Below are 14340 nucleotides of genomic sequence, written 5' to 3'. Positions count from 1 at the left end.
GCGACCGCTCCGGGCGGCCGGGACCCCGGCGGGTCCTACAGCCAGCCCATGTCCTGGGCGGTGCGGATGGCGGACATGCGGTTGTCGGCGCCGGTCTTGCCGATGGCGTTGGAGAGGTAGTTGCGCACGGTGCCCTCGGTCAGGTGGAGGGCGGCGGCGATCCTGGCGACGGTGGCGCCGTCGGAGGCGGCGCGCAGCACCTCGGTCTCGCGGTCGGTGAGCGGGCTCTCGCCGCCGACCATCGCGGCGGCGGCGAGGTCGGTGTCGATGTAGCGCCCGCCCTCGTGCACGCGGCGGATGGCGCCCGCGAGCTGGTCGACGGGGGCGTCCTTGGCCAGGAAGCCGCGCGCGCCGGAGGACAGGGCGCGGCGCAGGTAGCCGGGGCGGCCGAAGCTGGTGAGGATGACGACGCCGCAGTCGGGGGCGTCCGTCCGCAGCCGCGCGGCCACCTCCAGCCCGGTGGCGCCGGGCATCTCGATGTCCAGGACGGCGATCGCGGCGCCGTGCCGGAGGACGGCGTCGACCACCTCGTCGCCGCGTCCGACCTCGGCGACGACCTCCAGGTCGTCCTCCAGGCCGAGGAGGGCGGCGATGGCCCCCCGCACGAGGTGTTCGTCATCGGCCAGCACGATCTTGATCAAGGTCGGCTCTTCTCCGGTGTCTCGCTTGGGCTTCGGCACGATATCGTTTCGGGCATTGTGGTGCATACGGCGCCTACGGGAAGCGCGCCGGGGTAACGGGCGACGTGTCGGGTCACGGCGTCGGGGTTCGGATGCTCTCACGGACGTCGGGGCCAGTCACCGACGGCCCGGTCCGACGGCGCCGAGCCACGGGACCGCCGACGCGGACCGGACGGGGGCACGGCAGGGGCGGAAGGACTCGAAACCCCGGCATATCGCGCTCTCACCCTGTTCTAACCCATGCGTCGCATGATGGAACACGTCACTGAACATCGTCCCGTCAGCCGGAGGATGAGTTGAACCCCAACGAACCGAGTGCAGGTACCGAGCCCGGTGCGGCGGCCGGGAACGGGCTCCCCGAGCACCGTCCCGCCGAGCCCGCCGACCAGGCGGGGCCCTCCGGCCCGCACGAGGGGGGTTCCTCCGCAGGTGACGGGACCGACGTCCGCGGCGCGTCCGGCGGGGAGCACGGGGGTGTCCCCGCCGGACAGGACGACCGGACCCGCGGAGCCGAGCACGCCGGGCCCCAGCAGTCCTTCGGGGGTTCCGAGGCGCAGGGGACCGCTGGGGAGTCCGTGGCCGGGGAGTCGGGCGAGCGCGTGGAGCGGCCCGCGCAGCACGAGCCCGGTGGGTACACCGGCGTGTGGCAGAGCGGCGAGCAGCCCGGCGGGTACCCCGGCGCCGAGCGGAGCGGCGGGTACGCGGCGGCCGGACAGACGGGCGGGGGCTTCCCGTCCCAGCAGGGCGGACACCCGGGGGCCGAGCGGCACGGGTGGCCGGAGACCGGCCCCGCGGGGGCGGGGCCGACCTTCTCCCCGCCCGGGCAGCCGCCGAGGTGGGCCACCGGGCCCAACGACCCGGAGCACGCCTCCTACACCTTCCCGCCGCCCGGGGGCGGCTACGGCGCCGCCGCCGGCGGCCAGCACGAGCAGTTCTCCGCCCACCACCCCGCTCCCCCGCACGGCGGGCAGAACGGCCCCCACGGGCCGGTCGGGCACGGGCAGCCCCCGTACGGCGACGGCGGCGCGTTCGGGGCGGGCGGCCCCGGCGGTCCCGGGGACCACGGCGGCCACGGCGGCCACGGCGGGCAGCCCCCGTTCGGCGGCGCCTTTCCCGGAGCGGTGCCCCCGCAGGGAAGCGGCAGGAAGCGCGGCTCCGGCAGGATCGTGACCGTCGCCGCGATCACCGCCCTGGTCACGAGCCTCATCGTGGGCCCGATGACGGCCCTGGGCACCGCCTACCTGTTCCCCAATGGCCTGAGCGGGCCGATCAGCTCGCTCAACCAGGAGCAGGAGAGCACGCAGACCGAGGGCGAGGTGGGCGAGGTCGCCGACGCGGTCCTGCCGAGCGTGGTGTCCATCCGCACCGCCAACGGCGGCGGCAGCGGTGTGGTCATCTCCTCCGACGGCCAGATCCTCACCAACGCGCACGTCGTGGCCGCCGCCGAGGGCGGTCCGATCGAGGTGCTGTTCAACGACGGCAGCTCCGCGCGCGCCGAGGTCCTGGGATCGGACCCGGTCTCCGACATCGCGGTGATCCAGGCGGAGGGGCGCAACGACCTCACCCCGGCCACCCTCGGCGACTCCGAGCAGGTCGGCGTGGGCGCCGAGGTGGTCGCGATCGGTTCCCCGCTGGGGCTGTCGGGCACGGTGACCACGGGTGTGGTCAGCGCGCTGAACCGTCCGGTGAACACCGGGCAGTCCGGGCAGACGTCCACGGTGATCAACGCGATCCAGACGGACGCGGCGATCAACCCCGGCAACTCGGGCGGCCCGCTGGTGAACATGAACGGCGAGGTCATCGGGATCAACACCGCGATCGCGGGCGTCTCGCAGGACAGCGGCTCGGTGGGGCTGGGCTTCGCCATCCCGATCAACCAGGTCCGCCCCATCGCGGAGCAGCTGGTCGAGGACGGCAGCGCGAGCTACCCGGCGATCGAGGCGACCATCACCAACTCCCGCGTCGGCGGCGCGGAGATCGTGGAGGTCACCGAGGGCGGCGCGGCCGCCGAGGCCGGGCTCCAGGCCGGTGACGTGGTGGTGTCCGTGGACGGCGAGCAGGTGTCCACGCCGGACGAGCTGATCGCGCAGATCCGGATCCGCCAGCCCGGCGAGGAGGTGACCCTGGGGGTCGTCCCCGACGGCGGCAGCGGTTCCGAGGAGGAGGTCACGGTGACGCTCGGGGAGCAGAGCGTGGAGGCGGCCCAGAACGAGGAGGGCGGGAACTGACGGGCGCGGCCCCGGTTCCCCGCACACGGGCGGCCCCGGACCCTCGGGTCCGGGGCCGCCCGTCGTGTGCGCGGCGGCACGGGCACCGCGATTACGGCCGAAGGCGCGGCGGGCCCGGGATCGCCCGCCGCATGTGCGGCGGCGGAGCGGATCCGGGGCGCACGGGCCGCGGGTCCGCCGTCTGTCGGCGCGGCCGGACTTGTGGGTAGGCGGAAGGGGCGCGGGGGTCGCCTCCCCCGCGCCGCGTGCCACCGAGCGGACGCCCCGCGGTCACCGAGAGGTCGGCGGGGGTCAACGCGGGTGACCCACACTCGGGCGTACGCGGCGGCCCGACAAAGGAGATCAGGTCATGTCCACGTCCTTCGCCTCCCCCGCGGCGGCGGCACCGCCCCGGCCCGCCGTCGGCGCGACGCGCCGCACCCGGGTCCTGATCGGTACCGACACCTATCCCCCCGACGTGAACGGCGCCGCGTACTTCACCGCCCGCCTCGCCCGCGGTCTGGCCGCGCGCGGCGCGCGGGTGCACGTGGTGTGCCCCTCCCCCGAGGGCGCCCCGTACACGGCCGAACACGGCGGGGTGGTCGAGCACCGGCTGCGCTCGGTGTCCTCCCTGGTCCACGACAGCGTGCGGCTCGCGGTCCCGCTGGGCGTGCGCGGCCACCTGGACCGGCTCCTGGACCGGGTGCGCCCGGACGCCGTCCACATCCAGAACCACTTCCTCGTCGGCCGGATGCTGGCCGCCGCCGCGCACGCCCGAGGCGTGCCCGTGGTCGCCACCAACCACTTCATGCCGGAGAACCTCTTCGACTACGTGCACGTGCCCGCGCCGCTGCGCCCGCACGCGGCCCGGCTGGCCTGGTGGGACCTGGGCGCGGTGCTGTCCAGGGCCGAGCACGTGACCACGCCCACCCCGGCGGCGGCGCGGCTGCTGGTGGACCAGGGGTTCACCCGGCCGGTCGAACCGGTCTCGTGCGGGATCGACCTGGACCGGTTCAGCCCGCTGGACGGCGGCGCGGCCACCCGGCGGCGGCTGCGCGCGCGGCTGGGCGTGCCGGACCGCAGGACGGTGCTGTTCGTGGGGCGGCTGGACGAGGAGAAGCGCGTGGACGAACTCGTGCGCGCGGTGGCCCTGACCGACGGGGTGCAGCTCGTGCTGGCCGGGCACGGCGCGCACCGGGCGCGGTTGGAGGAGCTGGCGGCGGAGGTCGGCGCGGCCGACCGGGTGGTGTTCCTGGGCTTCGTGCCGCACGCCGACCTGCCCGACGTGTACCGGTGCGCTGACGTGTGGGCCATCGCCGGGACCGCCGAACTCCAGAGCATCGCCACCCTGGAGGCGATGGCGAGCGGCCTGCCGGTGGTGGCGGCGGACGCCATGGCGCTGCCGCACCTGGTGGAGGAGAGCGGCAACGGGTACCTGTACCCGCCCGGCAGCCCGGGGGCGCTGGCGGCCCGCGTGGAGTCGGTGGTCACCGACGAGGGCCGACGGCTCGGGATGGGCGCGCGCAGCCGCGACATGGCGGAGCTGCACCGGCTGGAGGACTCGCTGGAGCGGTTCGAGCGCATCTACCGCGAGGCGTCCGCCGGTGCGGGGGTCGGCGCCGGAGCCGGTGCGGCGCTCAGCGGGCGGTGACCGGCGGTTCCGACGCGGCGTCGGCGTGAGCGCCGGGTCCTCACCCCCGCGCCTTCGGCTCCTCGTCCCGCGGCGGTGTGAACAGCGGCAGGTGGAAGCCGATGGCGGCGCCGCCGCCCTCCCTGTTGCGGGCGAACACCCCGCCCCCGTGCGCCTGCGCGATCTCCCTGACCATGGACAGGCCGAGCCCCGAACCGGGCAGGCCGCGGGCGACGGCGGCCCTGTAGAAGCGCTCGAAGACGTGGTCGAGTTCGGCCGGGTCGATGCCGGGCCCCCGGTCCAGGACCTCCACTGTCCCCGCGCGCACGCGGATCTCGATGGGCGCGGTGCCCTCGGGGTCGAACTTGGCGGAGTTCTCGACCGGGTTGGAGACGGCGCGCTCCAGGGAGCCGGGGCGCCCCCACACGACGCTGTCGTCGGCGTCCACGACGATGTCGCGGCCGGTGCGGCGGCGGGTGCGCTTGGCGACCTTCTCGGCGATCCCGGCGAGGGGGACGGCGCTCATCTGCTCGTCCTCGTGGTCGCCGGTGGCCAGGCCGACCAGTTCGTTGACCAGGGCGGTGAGTTCCCGGGTCTCGCCGCGCAGGTCCTCGATGAGGCCTGCGCGCGCCTCCGGGCTGAGCCGGTCCACCCTGTCGAGCACCTGCACGTTGGTGTACAGGCTGGTCAGCGGGGTGCGGAGTTCGTGCGCGGCGTCCTGGACGAGGCGGCGCTGCTCGTCCTTGGAACGGGCCAGCCGGGCGAGCATGGCGTTGAACGCGCTGGTGAGGCGGCCGACCTCGTCGCGGCCGACGTCCTCCTCGCGGCTCTCGCCGCTCCGGCCGGGGTCCACGGGGTCGAGCCGCCCGGTGGAGCTGACGTACTCGGCCGCCTCGGTGAGGCGCACGAGGCGGCCGGTGGTGCGGTGGCCCACCAGCCAGCCCGCGGCGGCCGCGCACAGGGCGACGAACAGGCCCACCCACAGGATCTGCGTGGCCAGCCGGTCGATCATCAGCTCGGTCGGGGACAGGCGCTGGAGGAGCTGGAGGGCCCCGGCGCCGTCGCCGAGGGAGACCGTGGCCAGCCGGTACTCCTGTCCGCCGATGGCCTGCTCGCGCATGTCGACGATGCCGGGCCGGGCCTCCTCGGCGACCTCCAGGTCCCTCTGCGACGGTGCGAACAGGATGATCTCGGACGGGTCGGCGATGTTGACCGTCCTGCTGCCGTCGGGTTCGAGGAGCTGGAGCTGGAACTTGTCGCTGGGCAGGAACGGGCCGGGACCGGCGGAGCCGCCCTGTCCCTGCTGGTGGTAGGCGACGAGCTGGTCGGACAGGGCGGTGACGGTGCTCTCGAACTCGGTACGGGCGTCGGAGCGGATGAGCGCGGCGGCGGTGGTGTAGGCGAGGGTGCCGACCAGGGCGATGACGACGGCGGCGACCAGCGCGAAGATCACCGCGAAGCGGGTGCCCAGCCGCCAGTCGCCCGGTTGGAGCAGCGTCCGGCGCCACCTCGGGACGGCGGTGCGCGCGGCGGCCGCGAGGGCCCTGAGGCCGGACGCTGCGCCAGAGCTGTGCGGGGTGCCGGAGGCGGGCGAGGCTCCGGAACCGGACGGGGCTCCGGGGCCGTGCGGGGCGCCGTGTCCGGGTTCCCGCGGGGCGCCGTCGTCGGGTCGCACGGGGCTCAACCCTGCGGCCGGAGCGTGTAGCCGACCCCGCGCACGGTCTGGATCAGCGGCGGCCCGCCGTCCTCCAGCTTGCGGCGCAGGTAGCTGATGTAGACGGCGAGGTTCTTGGACTCGGGGCCGAAGTCGTAACCCCAGATGCGGTCGTAGATGGTGGAGTGGTCCAGGACGATCCCGGCGTTGCGCATCAGGAGTTCGAGCAGGTCGAACTCGGTCTTGGACAGCTCGACCTCGCGGTCGCCGCGCCAGACCCGGCGGGAGGCCGGGTCCAGGGACAGTTCGCCGACGCGCAGCGGTCCCTGATCCGGGGCCTCCTCGGGAAAGGGCGCGGCCCGGCGCAGCAGGGCGCGCAGCCGGGCGAGGAGTTCCTCCAGCTCGAAGGGCTTGGCGAGGTAGTCGTCGGCCCCCGCGTCGAGCCCCGCCACCCGGTCCGGCGTCTCCACCCGCGCGGTGAGCATGAGGATGGGCGTGCGGTCGCGCTCGGCGCGCAGCACGCGGGCCACCCCGAGACCGTCCACTCCCGGCATCATCACGTCGAGGACGAGCAGGTCGACGGGGTCGGCGTGCACGGCGGCGAGTGCCTGGACCCCGTCCGGTACCGTCCTGACCCTGTAGCCCTCCAGTTGGAGCGCGCGTTCCAGTGAGTCCCTGATCGCGCGGTCGTCGTCGGCGACCAGAACCGTGGCGGTGGCTTCCATGGCGCCCATGGTTCCGTACGAGGGTGAGAACGCGGTAAGAGCGGGGTGGGGCGCGTGTCAGACTCCGCGTCGGTCAGAGCCCGCGCGGACCGGGCGGGTCCGGACGGGGTCCCGCCCGCCCTCCGCCGGGGACCGGGTTCAGGCCCCGGGGTCGAACGCGCGGGTCCGGGCCATCCCGGCCGCGCGCCCCTTGCCCGCGACCACGAGCGCCATCTTGCGGGAGGCCTCGTCGAGCATCTCCTCGCCGAGCATGACGGCGCCGCGCCGGTCCACGGTGGTGGCGTGGGCGTAGGCGTCCAGGATCAGCTCGGCGTGGTCGTAGTCCTCCTGGGAGGGCGCGAACACCTCGTTGGCGGCCTCCACCTGGAGCGGGTGCAGGACCCACTTGCCGTCGAAGCCGAGGGCGGCCGTGCGCCCGGCGGAGCGGCGGAACGCGTCCACGTCCCGGATCTGGAGGTAGGGACCGTCGATGGCCTGGAGCCCGTGGGCGCGGGCGGCCGTGAGGATGCGCATGAGCACGTAGTGGTAGGCGTCGCCGGTGTCGTAGCCGGGCGGCTGCTCGCCGACGACCAGGCTCTTCATGTTGAGGGAGGCCATGAAGTCGGCGGGCCCGTAGACGAGGCTCTCCAGGCGGGGCGAGGCGGCGGCGATCCCGTCCACGGCCACCAGGCCGCGGGCGTCCTCGATCTGGGCCTCGATGCCGATCCGGCCGGCCTCCAGCCCGACGGCGCGCTCGATCTGGGTGAGGAGGGTGTCGAGCCACTGGACGTCGCGGGCCGAGGTGACCTTGGGCAGGACCAGGGCGTCGAGTTCGGCCCCGGCTCCCTCGACGACGGTGATGACGTCGCGGTAGGCCCACTCGGTGGTGACGTCGTTCACGCGGACGGACCGCACCTTGCCGTCCCAGCCGCCGTCGTTGAGCGCCCGGACGACGGCGTGGCGGGCGGAGTCCTTCTCCAGGGGCGCGACCGCGTCCTCCAAGTCGAGGAAGAAGGCGTCCGCGTCCAGTCCCCGCGCCTTGTCCACGAACCGGGGGTTGGACCCCGGCACCGCGAGTACCGACCGCCGCGACCTGAGTTCGCCCATCGCCGTCCGTCCCCCTGCTCCGCTCGTGCGCCTGCGCGCGGTCCGCACCGGTCGGCCGCCTCCGCCGGGCGGGACCGCGCCGCCCATCATCGCACCGTGTGGTGCATAGAGTGAGTCCGGGCCCCTGGTGGGGCCCAGGGGACTTCCAGGGGGGAAACGAGCATGTCCGGCACGTCGTCGTATCCGACCAGCGCCCACTGGGGCAGTTACCGGGTGGTCGTCGAGGACGGCCGGGTGGTCGGGACCCTCCCGGACCCGGACGACCCGGCGCCGTCCCCGGTGATCGCCAACACCCCCGCCGCCCAGCACCACGCCTCGCGCGTGGCGCGTCCGGCGGTGCGGCGGCGCTGGCTGGAGAACGGCCCCGGCCCGGACCCGCTCCGGGGGGACCCGGACGACGCCTACGTCGAGGTGGAGTGGTCCACGGCGCTGGACCTGCTCGCCGGTGAGCTGGACCGGGTGCGCGGCGCGTACGGGAACGCGGCGATCTACGGCGGTTCGTACGGCTGGGGCAGCGCGGGGCGGATCCACCACGCGCAGAGCCAGCTGCACCGGTTCCTCAACGCGATCGGCGGGTACACGCGCTCGCGCACCACCTACAGCCACGGCGCGGTGGAGGTGCTCTTCCCGCGGATCATCGGCGTCCCCGCGGCGAACCGGCTGCTGCACCGGGCCCCGTCGTGGACGCGGATCCGCGAGCACACCGAGCTGCTGGTGAGCTTCGGCGGGCTGCGGGTGTCCAACACGTGGACCTCCTCGGGCGGGCGCGCCGCCCAGACCGCCGGTCCGGCGATGCGCGACGCGTCCGGGGCCGGGGTGGAGTTCGTGTCGGTGTCGCCGCTGCTGGACGACACCCCCGAGGACGTCAAGGCCGAGTGGGTCTCCCTCAACCCGGGGACCGACACGGCGGTGATGCTGGCGCTGATGCACGTGCTGTTCACCGAGGGCCTGGCCGACACCGCCTTCCTGGACCGCTACACCGTGGGCGCGGACGTGCTGCGCGCGTACGTGCTGGGCGAGCGCGACGAGCGGGGCGGCCCGGACGGGACCGCGCGGACGCCGGAGTGGGCCGAGCGGATCAGCGGGGTCGCGGCCGACGAGCTGCGGTCGCTGGCGCGGCGGATGGCGGCGCGGCGCACGCTGGTCAACGTGGGGTGGTCGGTGCAGCGGGCCCGGTACGGCGAGCAGCCGTTGTGGGCTGGACTGGCGCTGGCGTGCTGCCTGGGGCAGGTGGGGCTGCCGGGCGGCGGTTTCGCGTCCGGGTACGGGTCCATGGGCAACTACGGGGGCGGCGCGACGCCGCTGGGGCTGCCGAGGATGCCGCAGGGCAACAACGCGGTGGACTCGTTCATCCCGGTGGCGCGGGTGGCCGACATGCTGCTGGAGCCGGGCGGGCGCTACGACCACGACGGCGAGGAGCGGCGGTACCCGGACATCCGGCTGGTGTACTGGGCCGGGGGCAACCCCTTCCACCACCACCAGGACCTGAGGCGGTTGACCGAGGCGTTCGGGCGGCCGGAGACGGTGGTGGTCAACGAGACGCACTGGACCGCGACGGCGCGGCACGCCGACATCGTGCTCCCGGCCACGACGGTGCTGGAGCGCGACGACATGGCCGCGAGCCAGGGCGACCTGAGCGTGCGGGCGATGCCGCGCGCGGTGGCGCCGCACGGGCAGGCGCGCGACGAGTACGACACCTACGCCGACCTGGCCGAGAGGCTGGGGGTGCGCGAGGAGTTCACCGAGGGGCGCACGAGCGGCGAGTGGATGCGTGTGGTGTACGGGCGCTGGCGGTCACTGGTGGCGCGGCGGGGTCTGGAGGTGCCGGAGTTCGAGGAGTTCTGGGAGCGCGGGCGGGTGGAGATGCCCGGCCGAGTGGAGGACGAGGCGCTGCTGGGCGAGTTCCGCGCCGATCCGGAAGGCCACGCCCTGCGTACGCCGAGCGGGCGAATCGAGCTGTTCTCGGAGACGATCGCGTCGTTCGGGTACGAGGACTGCCCGGGGCATCCGGTGTGGCTGGCGGGACCGGTGGTGGCGGGTACCGGTGCCCGGGCCGGAGCCGGAGAACCGGAGGCGGCGAGTCCCAGGTCTGAGGCCGGAGGGTCGGTGGCGGCGGGTTCCGGAGTCGGGGCACTCGTGGTGAACGGCTCCGGTGGTCGGGCCGGGGAGTTCCCCCTGGTGCTGATCGCGAACCAGCCGAGCGGCAGGCTGCACAGCCAGCAGGACATGGGCGCGCACAGCATGTCGCAGAAGGTGCGCGGGAGGGCGCCGTTGCGGATGCGTCCTGAGGAGGCGCAGGCGTGCGGTGTGGCTGACGGGGACGTGGTGCGGGTGTCCAGCGCCACGGGCTCGTGCCTGGCGGGCGTGGTGGTGAGCGACGCGCTGCGGCCGGGGGTCGTGCAGCTGTCCACGGGGGCCTGGTACGACCCCTCCTCGGAGGACGTGACGTGCGCGCACGGGAACCCGAACGCGCTGACGGAGGACGTGGGCACGTCCTCGTTGAGCCAGGGGTGCACGGGGCAGCTGGTACGCGTGCGCGTCGAACCGTTCACCGGGCAGGTACCGCCCGTGCGCGCCTTCGAGCCGCCGAGGGGCGTCACCTCGGCCTGAGCGCGACGGGGCCCTCCCCCGAGCGCTTCGCGACGCGTGCCCGGCTCCGCGGAGCCGGGCGCCCTCTCTCCCCACCCCGCGGGCCCGCGGCCGACCCGCCCGAGTACTCGCGCGGCGTCGGCGCGGCCTTCCGGCACCCCGCGCGTCTCCCATGAAGCAGGGGTCGCCCTGTCCGCGCGGGCGCGCGGGCGCGGTCCGGCCCGGCGCCGCCGCCGGTCGATCCGCCCGCGTACCCGCACGAGGCTGACACGGCCCTCCGGCGTCATGTCCCGCCGATGCCTCCGAGGTCGGAGGCACCGGCGGGGCGGGTGCTCGCGGTCAACACGGCCGGGGGAACGGCCCCGGGCGAGCGCGGCGCCCCGGGGCCGGGTCCGTCACCGCACGAGGAGCCGGTCCACGCGCCTGGGCAGCAGCAGCCCCGCCCAGCCCAGGAGCGCGTACCCCACCTGGCCGGGCGCGAGCATGCCGAGGATCGCCCCGGTGTTCGCGGTCGGCGCGCGCAGGAACTCGCGCATCCGCGGGTGCGCGTGCGGCACCCCGTTCCCGGACAGCAGCAGCGTGAGCACCGCGACCAGCACCACGGCCGCCCAGACCACGTCCACGCCGTTCAGGTCGCCCAGCCACCCCTGGATCCGGTCGAGGGCCACGAACGCGTAGGCGGGCGTGCCGGTCGCGTCCGGGCCGGGCGCGGTGGCGGCGAACACCGCCGCCGCGCCCATCGCCGCCATCGCCCCGGTGACCCCTCCGGTGGCCGCCAGCCCCAGCCGCATCGCCAGTTCGCGCGCCTGCCGGGTCAGTTCCTCCTGTGAGGGGTAGCGGCGCCAGGGCCGCCCCGCCGACCGGGCCTCGCCCATGGCGTTCGCCCGCCGCCAGCGCAGGAACCGCCAGGTGTCGCAGAGCACCGAGGGGCCGCGCCGCGCCGCGATGGCCGCGACGGCCAGCTCGTGGGCGATCGTGGACACCGTGGTGGCCAGGGTGATCGGCAGGTCCACCCAGGACAGCGCCGTCCGGCGGAACAGCGGCGCGATGTCGGCGGGCACGCGGACCCGCATGGCCACCGAACGCCCCCGCGCCCGGCGGCGCAGGCGGGCCAGCGGCGGCTGCCCGGGCAGCGGCGGCGTGGACTCGGCCGCGGTCGCGATCATCCGGTAGTCCATGGCCACCGCGCACAGCAGCAGAAGCACCAGCAGCCACGGGGTGAGCACTCCGCCGCCGAGGAGGCCGTGCACGAGGTCGGAGGCCGGGTGCAGCTGGGCGTTGGCCAGCCGCGCGTTCAGGTTCAGGTGCTCCAGGAACGCCAGGGTCAGCGCGACCGGCGGCAGCAGCCACAGCCAGGCCCCGTAGCGGCGGCCGACGACCGCCAGGCCGATCGCGGCGCCGACCAGGCCGGTGGTGACGGCGTGACCGGAGAAGACCGCGAGCACGGTGCCCGCGGGGTCGGTGACGGTGCTGCCGCCGGGCAGGAACAGGCCGGTCCCGGCGGACGGGCCGGCCCCTCCGAGGGCCACCTGCGTGAGCAGTCGCTCGGCCAGCTGGAACCCTGCGCCGGAGGCCGCGGCCAGCAGCAGGAAGTCCACCGCGGCCAGGCGGCGCAGTCTTCGGCGGGCCGCCAGGGCCAGGAGCAGCAGCGGGAGGAGCTTGCCGACCTCCTCCACGGTCACGGCGACGTAGGTGTAGCCGAGGACGCCGTAGGGGTCGCCGCCCAGCAGCCCGGTGACGGCGGACTCGGCGAGCGCCAGGGGCCACAGCAGCAGCGCGCCGAACGCGGTCATCCGCAGCAGCGAGGCGAAGGAGACCGTGCGGGATCGGGCCAGCAGGGCCAGCTGGAACAGCAGGACGAAGGAGGCGGCCAGCACGGGGAACGCGGCGCCCAGACCGGGGACGGCCAGGGGCGCCACGAGCAGCGCCGCCACCATGAGCCACCCCCAGGCCCCGCGCAGGGCCCGCAGGGAGCGGACCGCGCGCGGTGAGCGCCGCCGCGCGCGTTCGGCGCTGCGGGCCAGGAGTTCGGCCGGGTCCGGGCCGGGCCCGCGCGAACCGCGGGCGTGGCGCGCGCCGGTCTCGGCGCAGTGGTAGAGCTGGGCGGCGCGGGTGAGGACCGGGCCGCCCTCCCGCCGGGCGCGCGAGGCGAAGTGGCTGCGGGCCTGGGGGATGTCGGCGCCGACGAGTTCGCGGACGAAGTCGGCGGGACCGGCCGCGACGGTGAGCTCGTCCGCGGTGACCAGGACGGCGGCGGAGAAGTCCTCGACGCAGACCAGGAAGTCGGTGGGCGCGGGCCCCCAGCCGCGGATGAGGTCGATGAGGGTGTCGGTGTCGAGGGGGACCTCGGTGACGGGGTCGTAGGAGAACTCGGGCCTGGTCCGGCACACCAGGAGCCGGTCCACGCCCATGGCGCGGCCCGCGGCGACGACCGCGCGGATGAGGTTGCGGTCGCGGGGGACCAGGAAGGGGGTGGTGACCTTGCCGTCGGCCCGGATCCAGTGGGGGTCGAACTCGGTCGCTCCGGCGCAGACGCGCAGCACGAGGTCACGCGCGAGCATGGCCTGTTCTTCCATGGGTCACCTCGTGCCTGGGGGCTCACTCGGGGGCGGATGGGTGCTCACTCGGGGGCGGAGACCACGGGCCCGTTTCCGCCGCCTTCCGGACGGATCGGCCCGACCGAGCATAACGGTGGGCCGTCCGGCCGGGGGAGGGCTCCGTGGGCCCTCCCCCGGCGGCGGAGGTCGGCGGCGGGTCCGCCGGACGCGAGGCGTGTCGGTCACTCGTGTTCCTCGCGTCGCCGCTGGTCGACGCGGCGGACGCGTCTCGGCGGCCTTCCTCCGGACCGCGGTCGTGTTTGACAGGGCCCGCTCCTTGGTATCTACTTTCCATATAGAAAGTAGATGCGAAAGAGGAGATGGACATGGCCAGCAATCCCGAGCTCGACCAGGTCGCCGACGCCCGCCGCAAGCTCGCCGCCCACGCCGACCTGCCCGCCGCCTACTGGGTGTTCTTCACCGCCGCGAGCGTGCTCGTCGCCGGACTGCCGATCTGGTCGGCCGTCCTGCCCGGCAGCGGCCTCTACTTCCAGTGGGCCGTCCTCGGCGTGGTCCTGGTCGCCACCGCCTACACGGTCGTCCAGCGCCGCCGCAGCGGCGTGTACCTGCCGCGCCGCATCACCTCCTACCCCGGCGCCCGCGTCTTGTGGATCGCCGCCCTGGCCGTCACGGCCGTGGGCTACGTGGGCATCACCGCACTGGTCGACAACGGCATGATCGGCTTCGCGCTCGCCGCGCTGGTGCCCGTGGCCGCCGTCATGCTCATCGGACAGATGCTGGTCCGCTCGGCCATGCGCCGCAGCATCGAGGACGGGCGGGCCACCCCGTGACCGCACTGCACCGCCCCGGCGGCGACGCCTCCCCGGAAGGCGTCGCCGCACGCCAGCCCATGTTGGAGACCGGCCCGCGCCTGGCGATGTGCGCGCTGTTGCAGAGCGCCGAGTGGGTCGACTTCGCCACCGTGCGCACGCTGCTCGGCGTCAGCGACCCGATGGTCTCCAAGCACAGCCGCACCCTGGAGGACGCGGGACTGCTGGAGGTCCGCAAGGGAGCGGTCGGGCGCCGGCCCAAGACGTGGTTCCGCCTGACCCCGGTCGGGCGCGCGGCCCTCCAGAGCCACCTGGCCTGGCTGACCGAACTGGGTTCCGCGGTCGAGCAGGAGCCCTGAGGCAGGTGCCTCTCGGGCCGGGCCCGGCCGGGACCACGGCGAT

10 protein-coding genes are annotated in these 14340 nt (G+C 75.1%); 5 read left to right on the top strand and 5 right to left on the bottom strand.

Going from position 1 to position 14340, the window contains the following annotated elements:
• Positions 1 to 35 precede the first annotated feature (35 nt).
• Positions 36 to 641 carry a response regulator transcription factor gene (locus tag EV372_RS14300; protein ID WP_130396384.1) on the bottom strand — a complete coding sequence of 202 codons (606 nt, stop codon included), beginning with the start codon at positions 639 to 641 and terminating at the stop codon, positions 36 to 38.
• Between the two features lie 335 nt (positions 642 to 976).
• Here EV372_RS14300 and EV372_RS14295 point away from each other — a divergent pair, with 335 nt between their 5' ends.
• The gene (locus EV372_RS14295) at positions 977 to 2908 is read left to right on the top strand and encodes a trypsin-like peptidase domain-containing protein (RefSeq protein ID WP_130396383.1); all 1932 of its coding nucleotides are present in this window, start codon (positions 977 to 979) and stop codon (positions 2906 to 2908) included.
• A gap of 349 nt (positions 2909 to 3257) precedes the next feature.
• A complete protein-coding gene (locus EV372_RS14290; protein WP_130396382.1) occupies positions 3258 to 4538 on the top strand; it encodes a glycosyltransferase in 1281 nt (426 codons plus the stop codon).
• A gap of 40 nt (positions 4539 to 4578) precedes the next feature.
• Here the strand turns inward: EV372_RS14290 and EV372_RS14285 are convergent, their stop codons facing one another.
• The 3 genes from EV372_RS14285 to EV372_RS14275 form a co-directional block, all read right to left on the bottom strand.
• Positions 4579 to 6012: a sensor histidine kinase gene (locus EV372_RS14285; RefSeq protein WP_130398921.1), complete on the bottom strand. Its 1434-nt coding sequence runs from the start codon at positions 6010 to 6012 to the stop codon at positions 4579 to 4581.
• Positions 6013 to 6197: 185 nt separating this feature from the next.
• Positions 6198 to 6896 carry a response regulator transcription factor gene (locus EV372_RS14280; RefSeq protein WP_130396381.1) on the bottom strand — a complete coding sequence of 233 codons (699 nt, stop codon included), beginning with the start codon at positions 6894 to 6896 and terminating at the stop codon, positions 6198 to 6200.
• A gap of 138 nt (positions 6897 to 7034) precedes the next feature.
• A complete protein-coding gene (locus tag EV372_RS14275) occupies positions 7035 to 7982 on the bottom strand; it encodes an HpcH/HpaI aldolase/citrate lyase family protein (RefSeq protein ID WP_130396380.1) in 948 nt (315 codons plus the stop codon).
• A gap of 162 nt (positions 7983 to 8144) precedes the next feature.
• On the opposite strand from EV372_RS14275, the gene EV372_RS14270 reads away from it, so the two are divergent.
• Entirely contained in the window at positions 8145 to 10592 is a 2448-nt protein-coding gene (locus tag EV372_RS14270; protein WP_130396379.1) for a molybdopterin-dependent oxidoreductase, read from the top strand.
• Positions 10593 to 10966: 374 nt separating this feature from the next.
• Here EV372_RS14270 and EV372_RS14265 read toward each other — a convergent pair whose 3' ends face one another.
• Positions 10967 to 13147 (bottom strand): PrsW family intramembrane metalloprotease, encoded by a 2181-nt coding sequence (locus EV372_RS14265; RefSeq protein ID WP_130396378.1) that lies wholly within the window; start codon positions 13145 to 13147, stop codon positions 10967 to 10969.
• Between the two features lie 347 nt (positions 13148 to 13494).
• On the opposite strand from EV372_RS14265, the gene EV372_RS14260 reads away from it, so the two are divergent.
• Positions 13495 to 13959: a hypothetical protein gene (locus EV372_RS14260; protein ID WP_130396377.1), complete on the top strand. Its 465-nt coding sequence runs from the start codon at positions 13495 to 13497 to the stop codon at positions 13957 to 13959.
• Complete coding sequence (locus tag EV372_RS14255) at positions 13956 to 14297, top strand: winged helix-turn-helix domain-containing protein (RefSeq protein ID WP_130396376.1); 342 nt, start codon at positions 13956 to 13958, stop codon at positions 14295 to 14297. The genes EV372_RS14260 and EV372_RS14255 overlap by 4 nt, the downstream gene beginning before the upstream one ends.
• Positions 14298 to 14340: the final 43 nt, after the last annotated feature.

Source organism: Nocardiopsis sp. CNZ308 (assembly GCF_004217075.1).
Note: the sequence above shows the minus strand (reverse complement) of the source record. Positions and strands in the feature narration are given on the sequence as shown.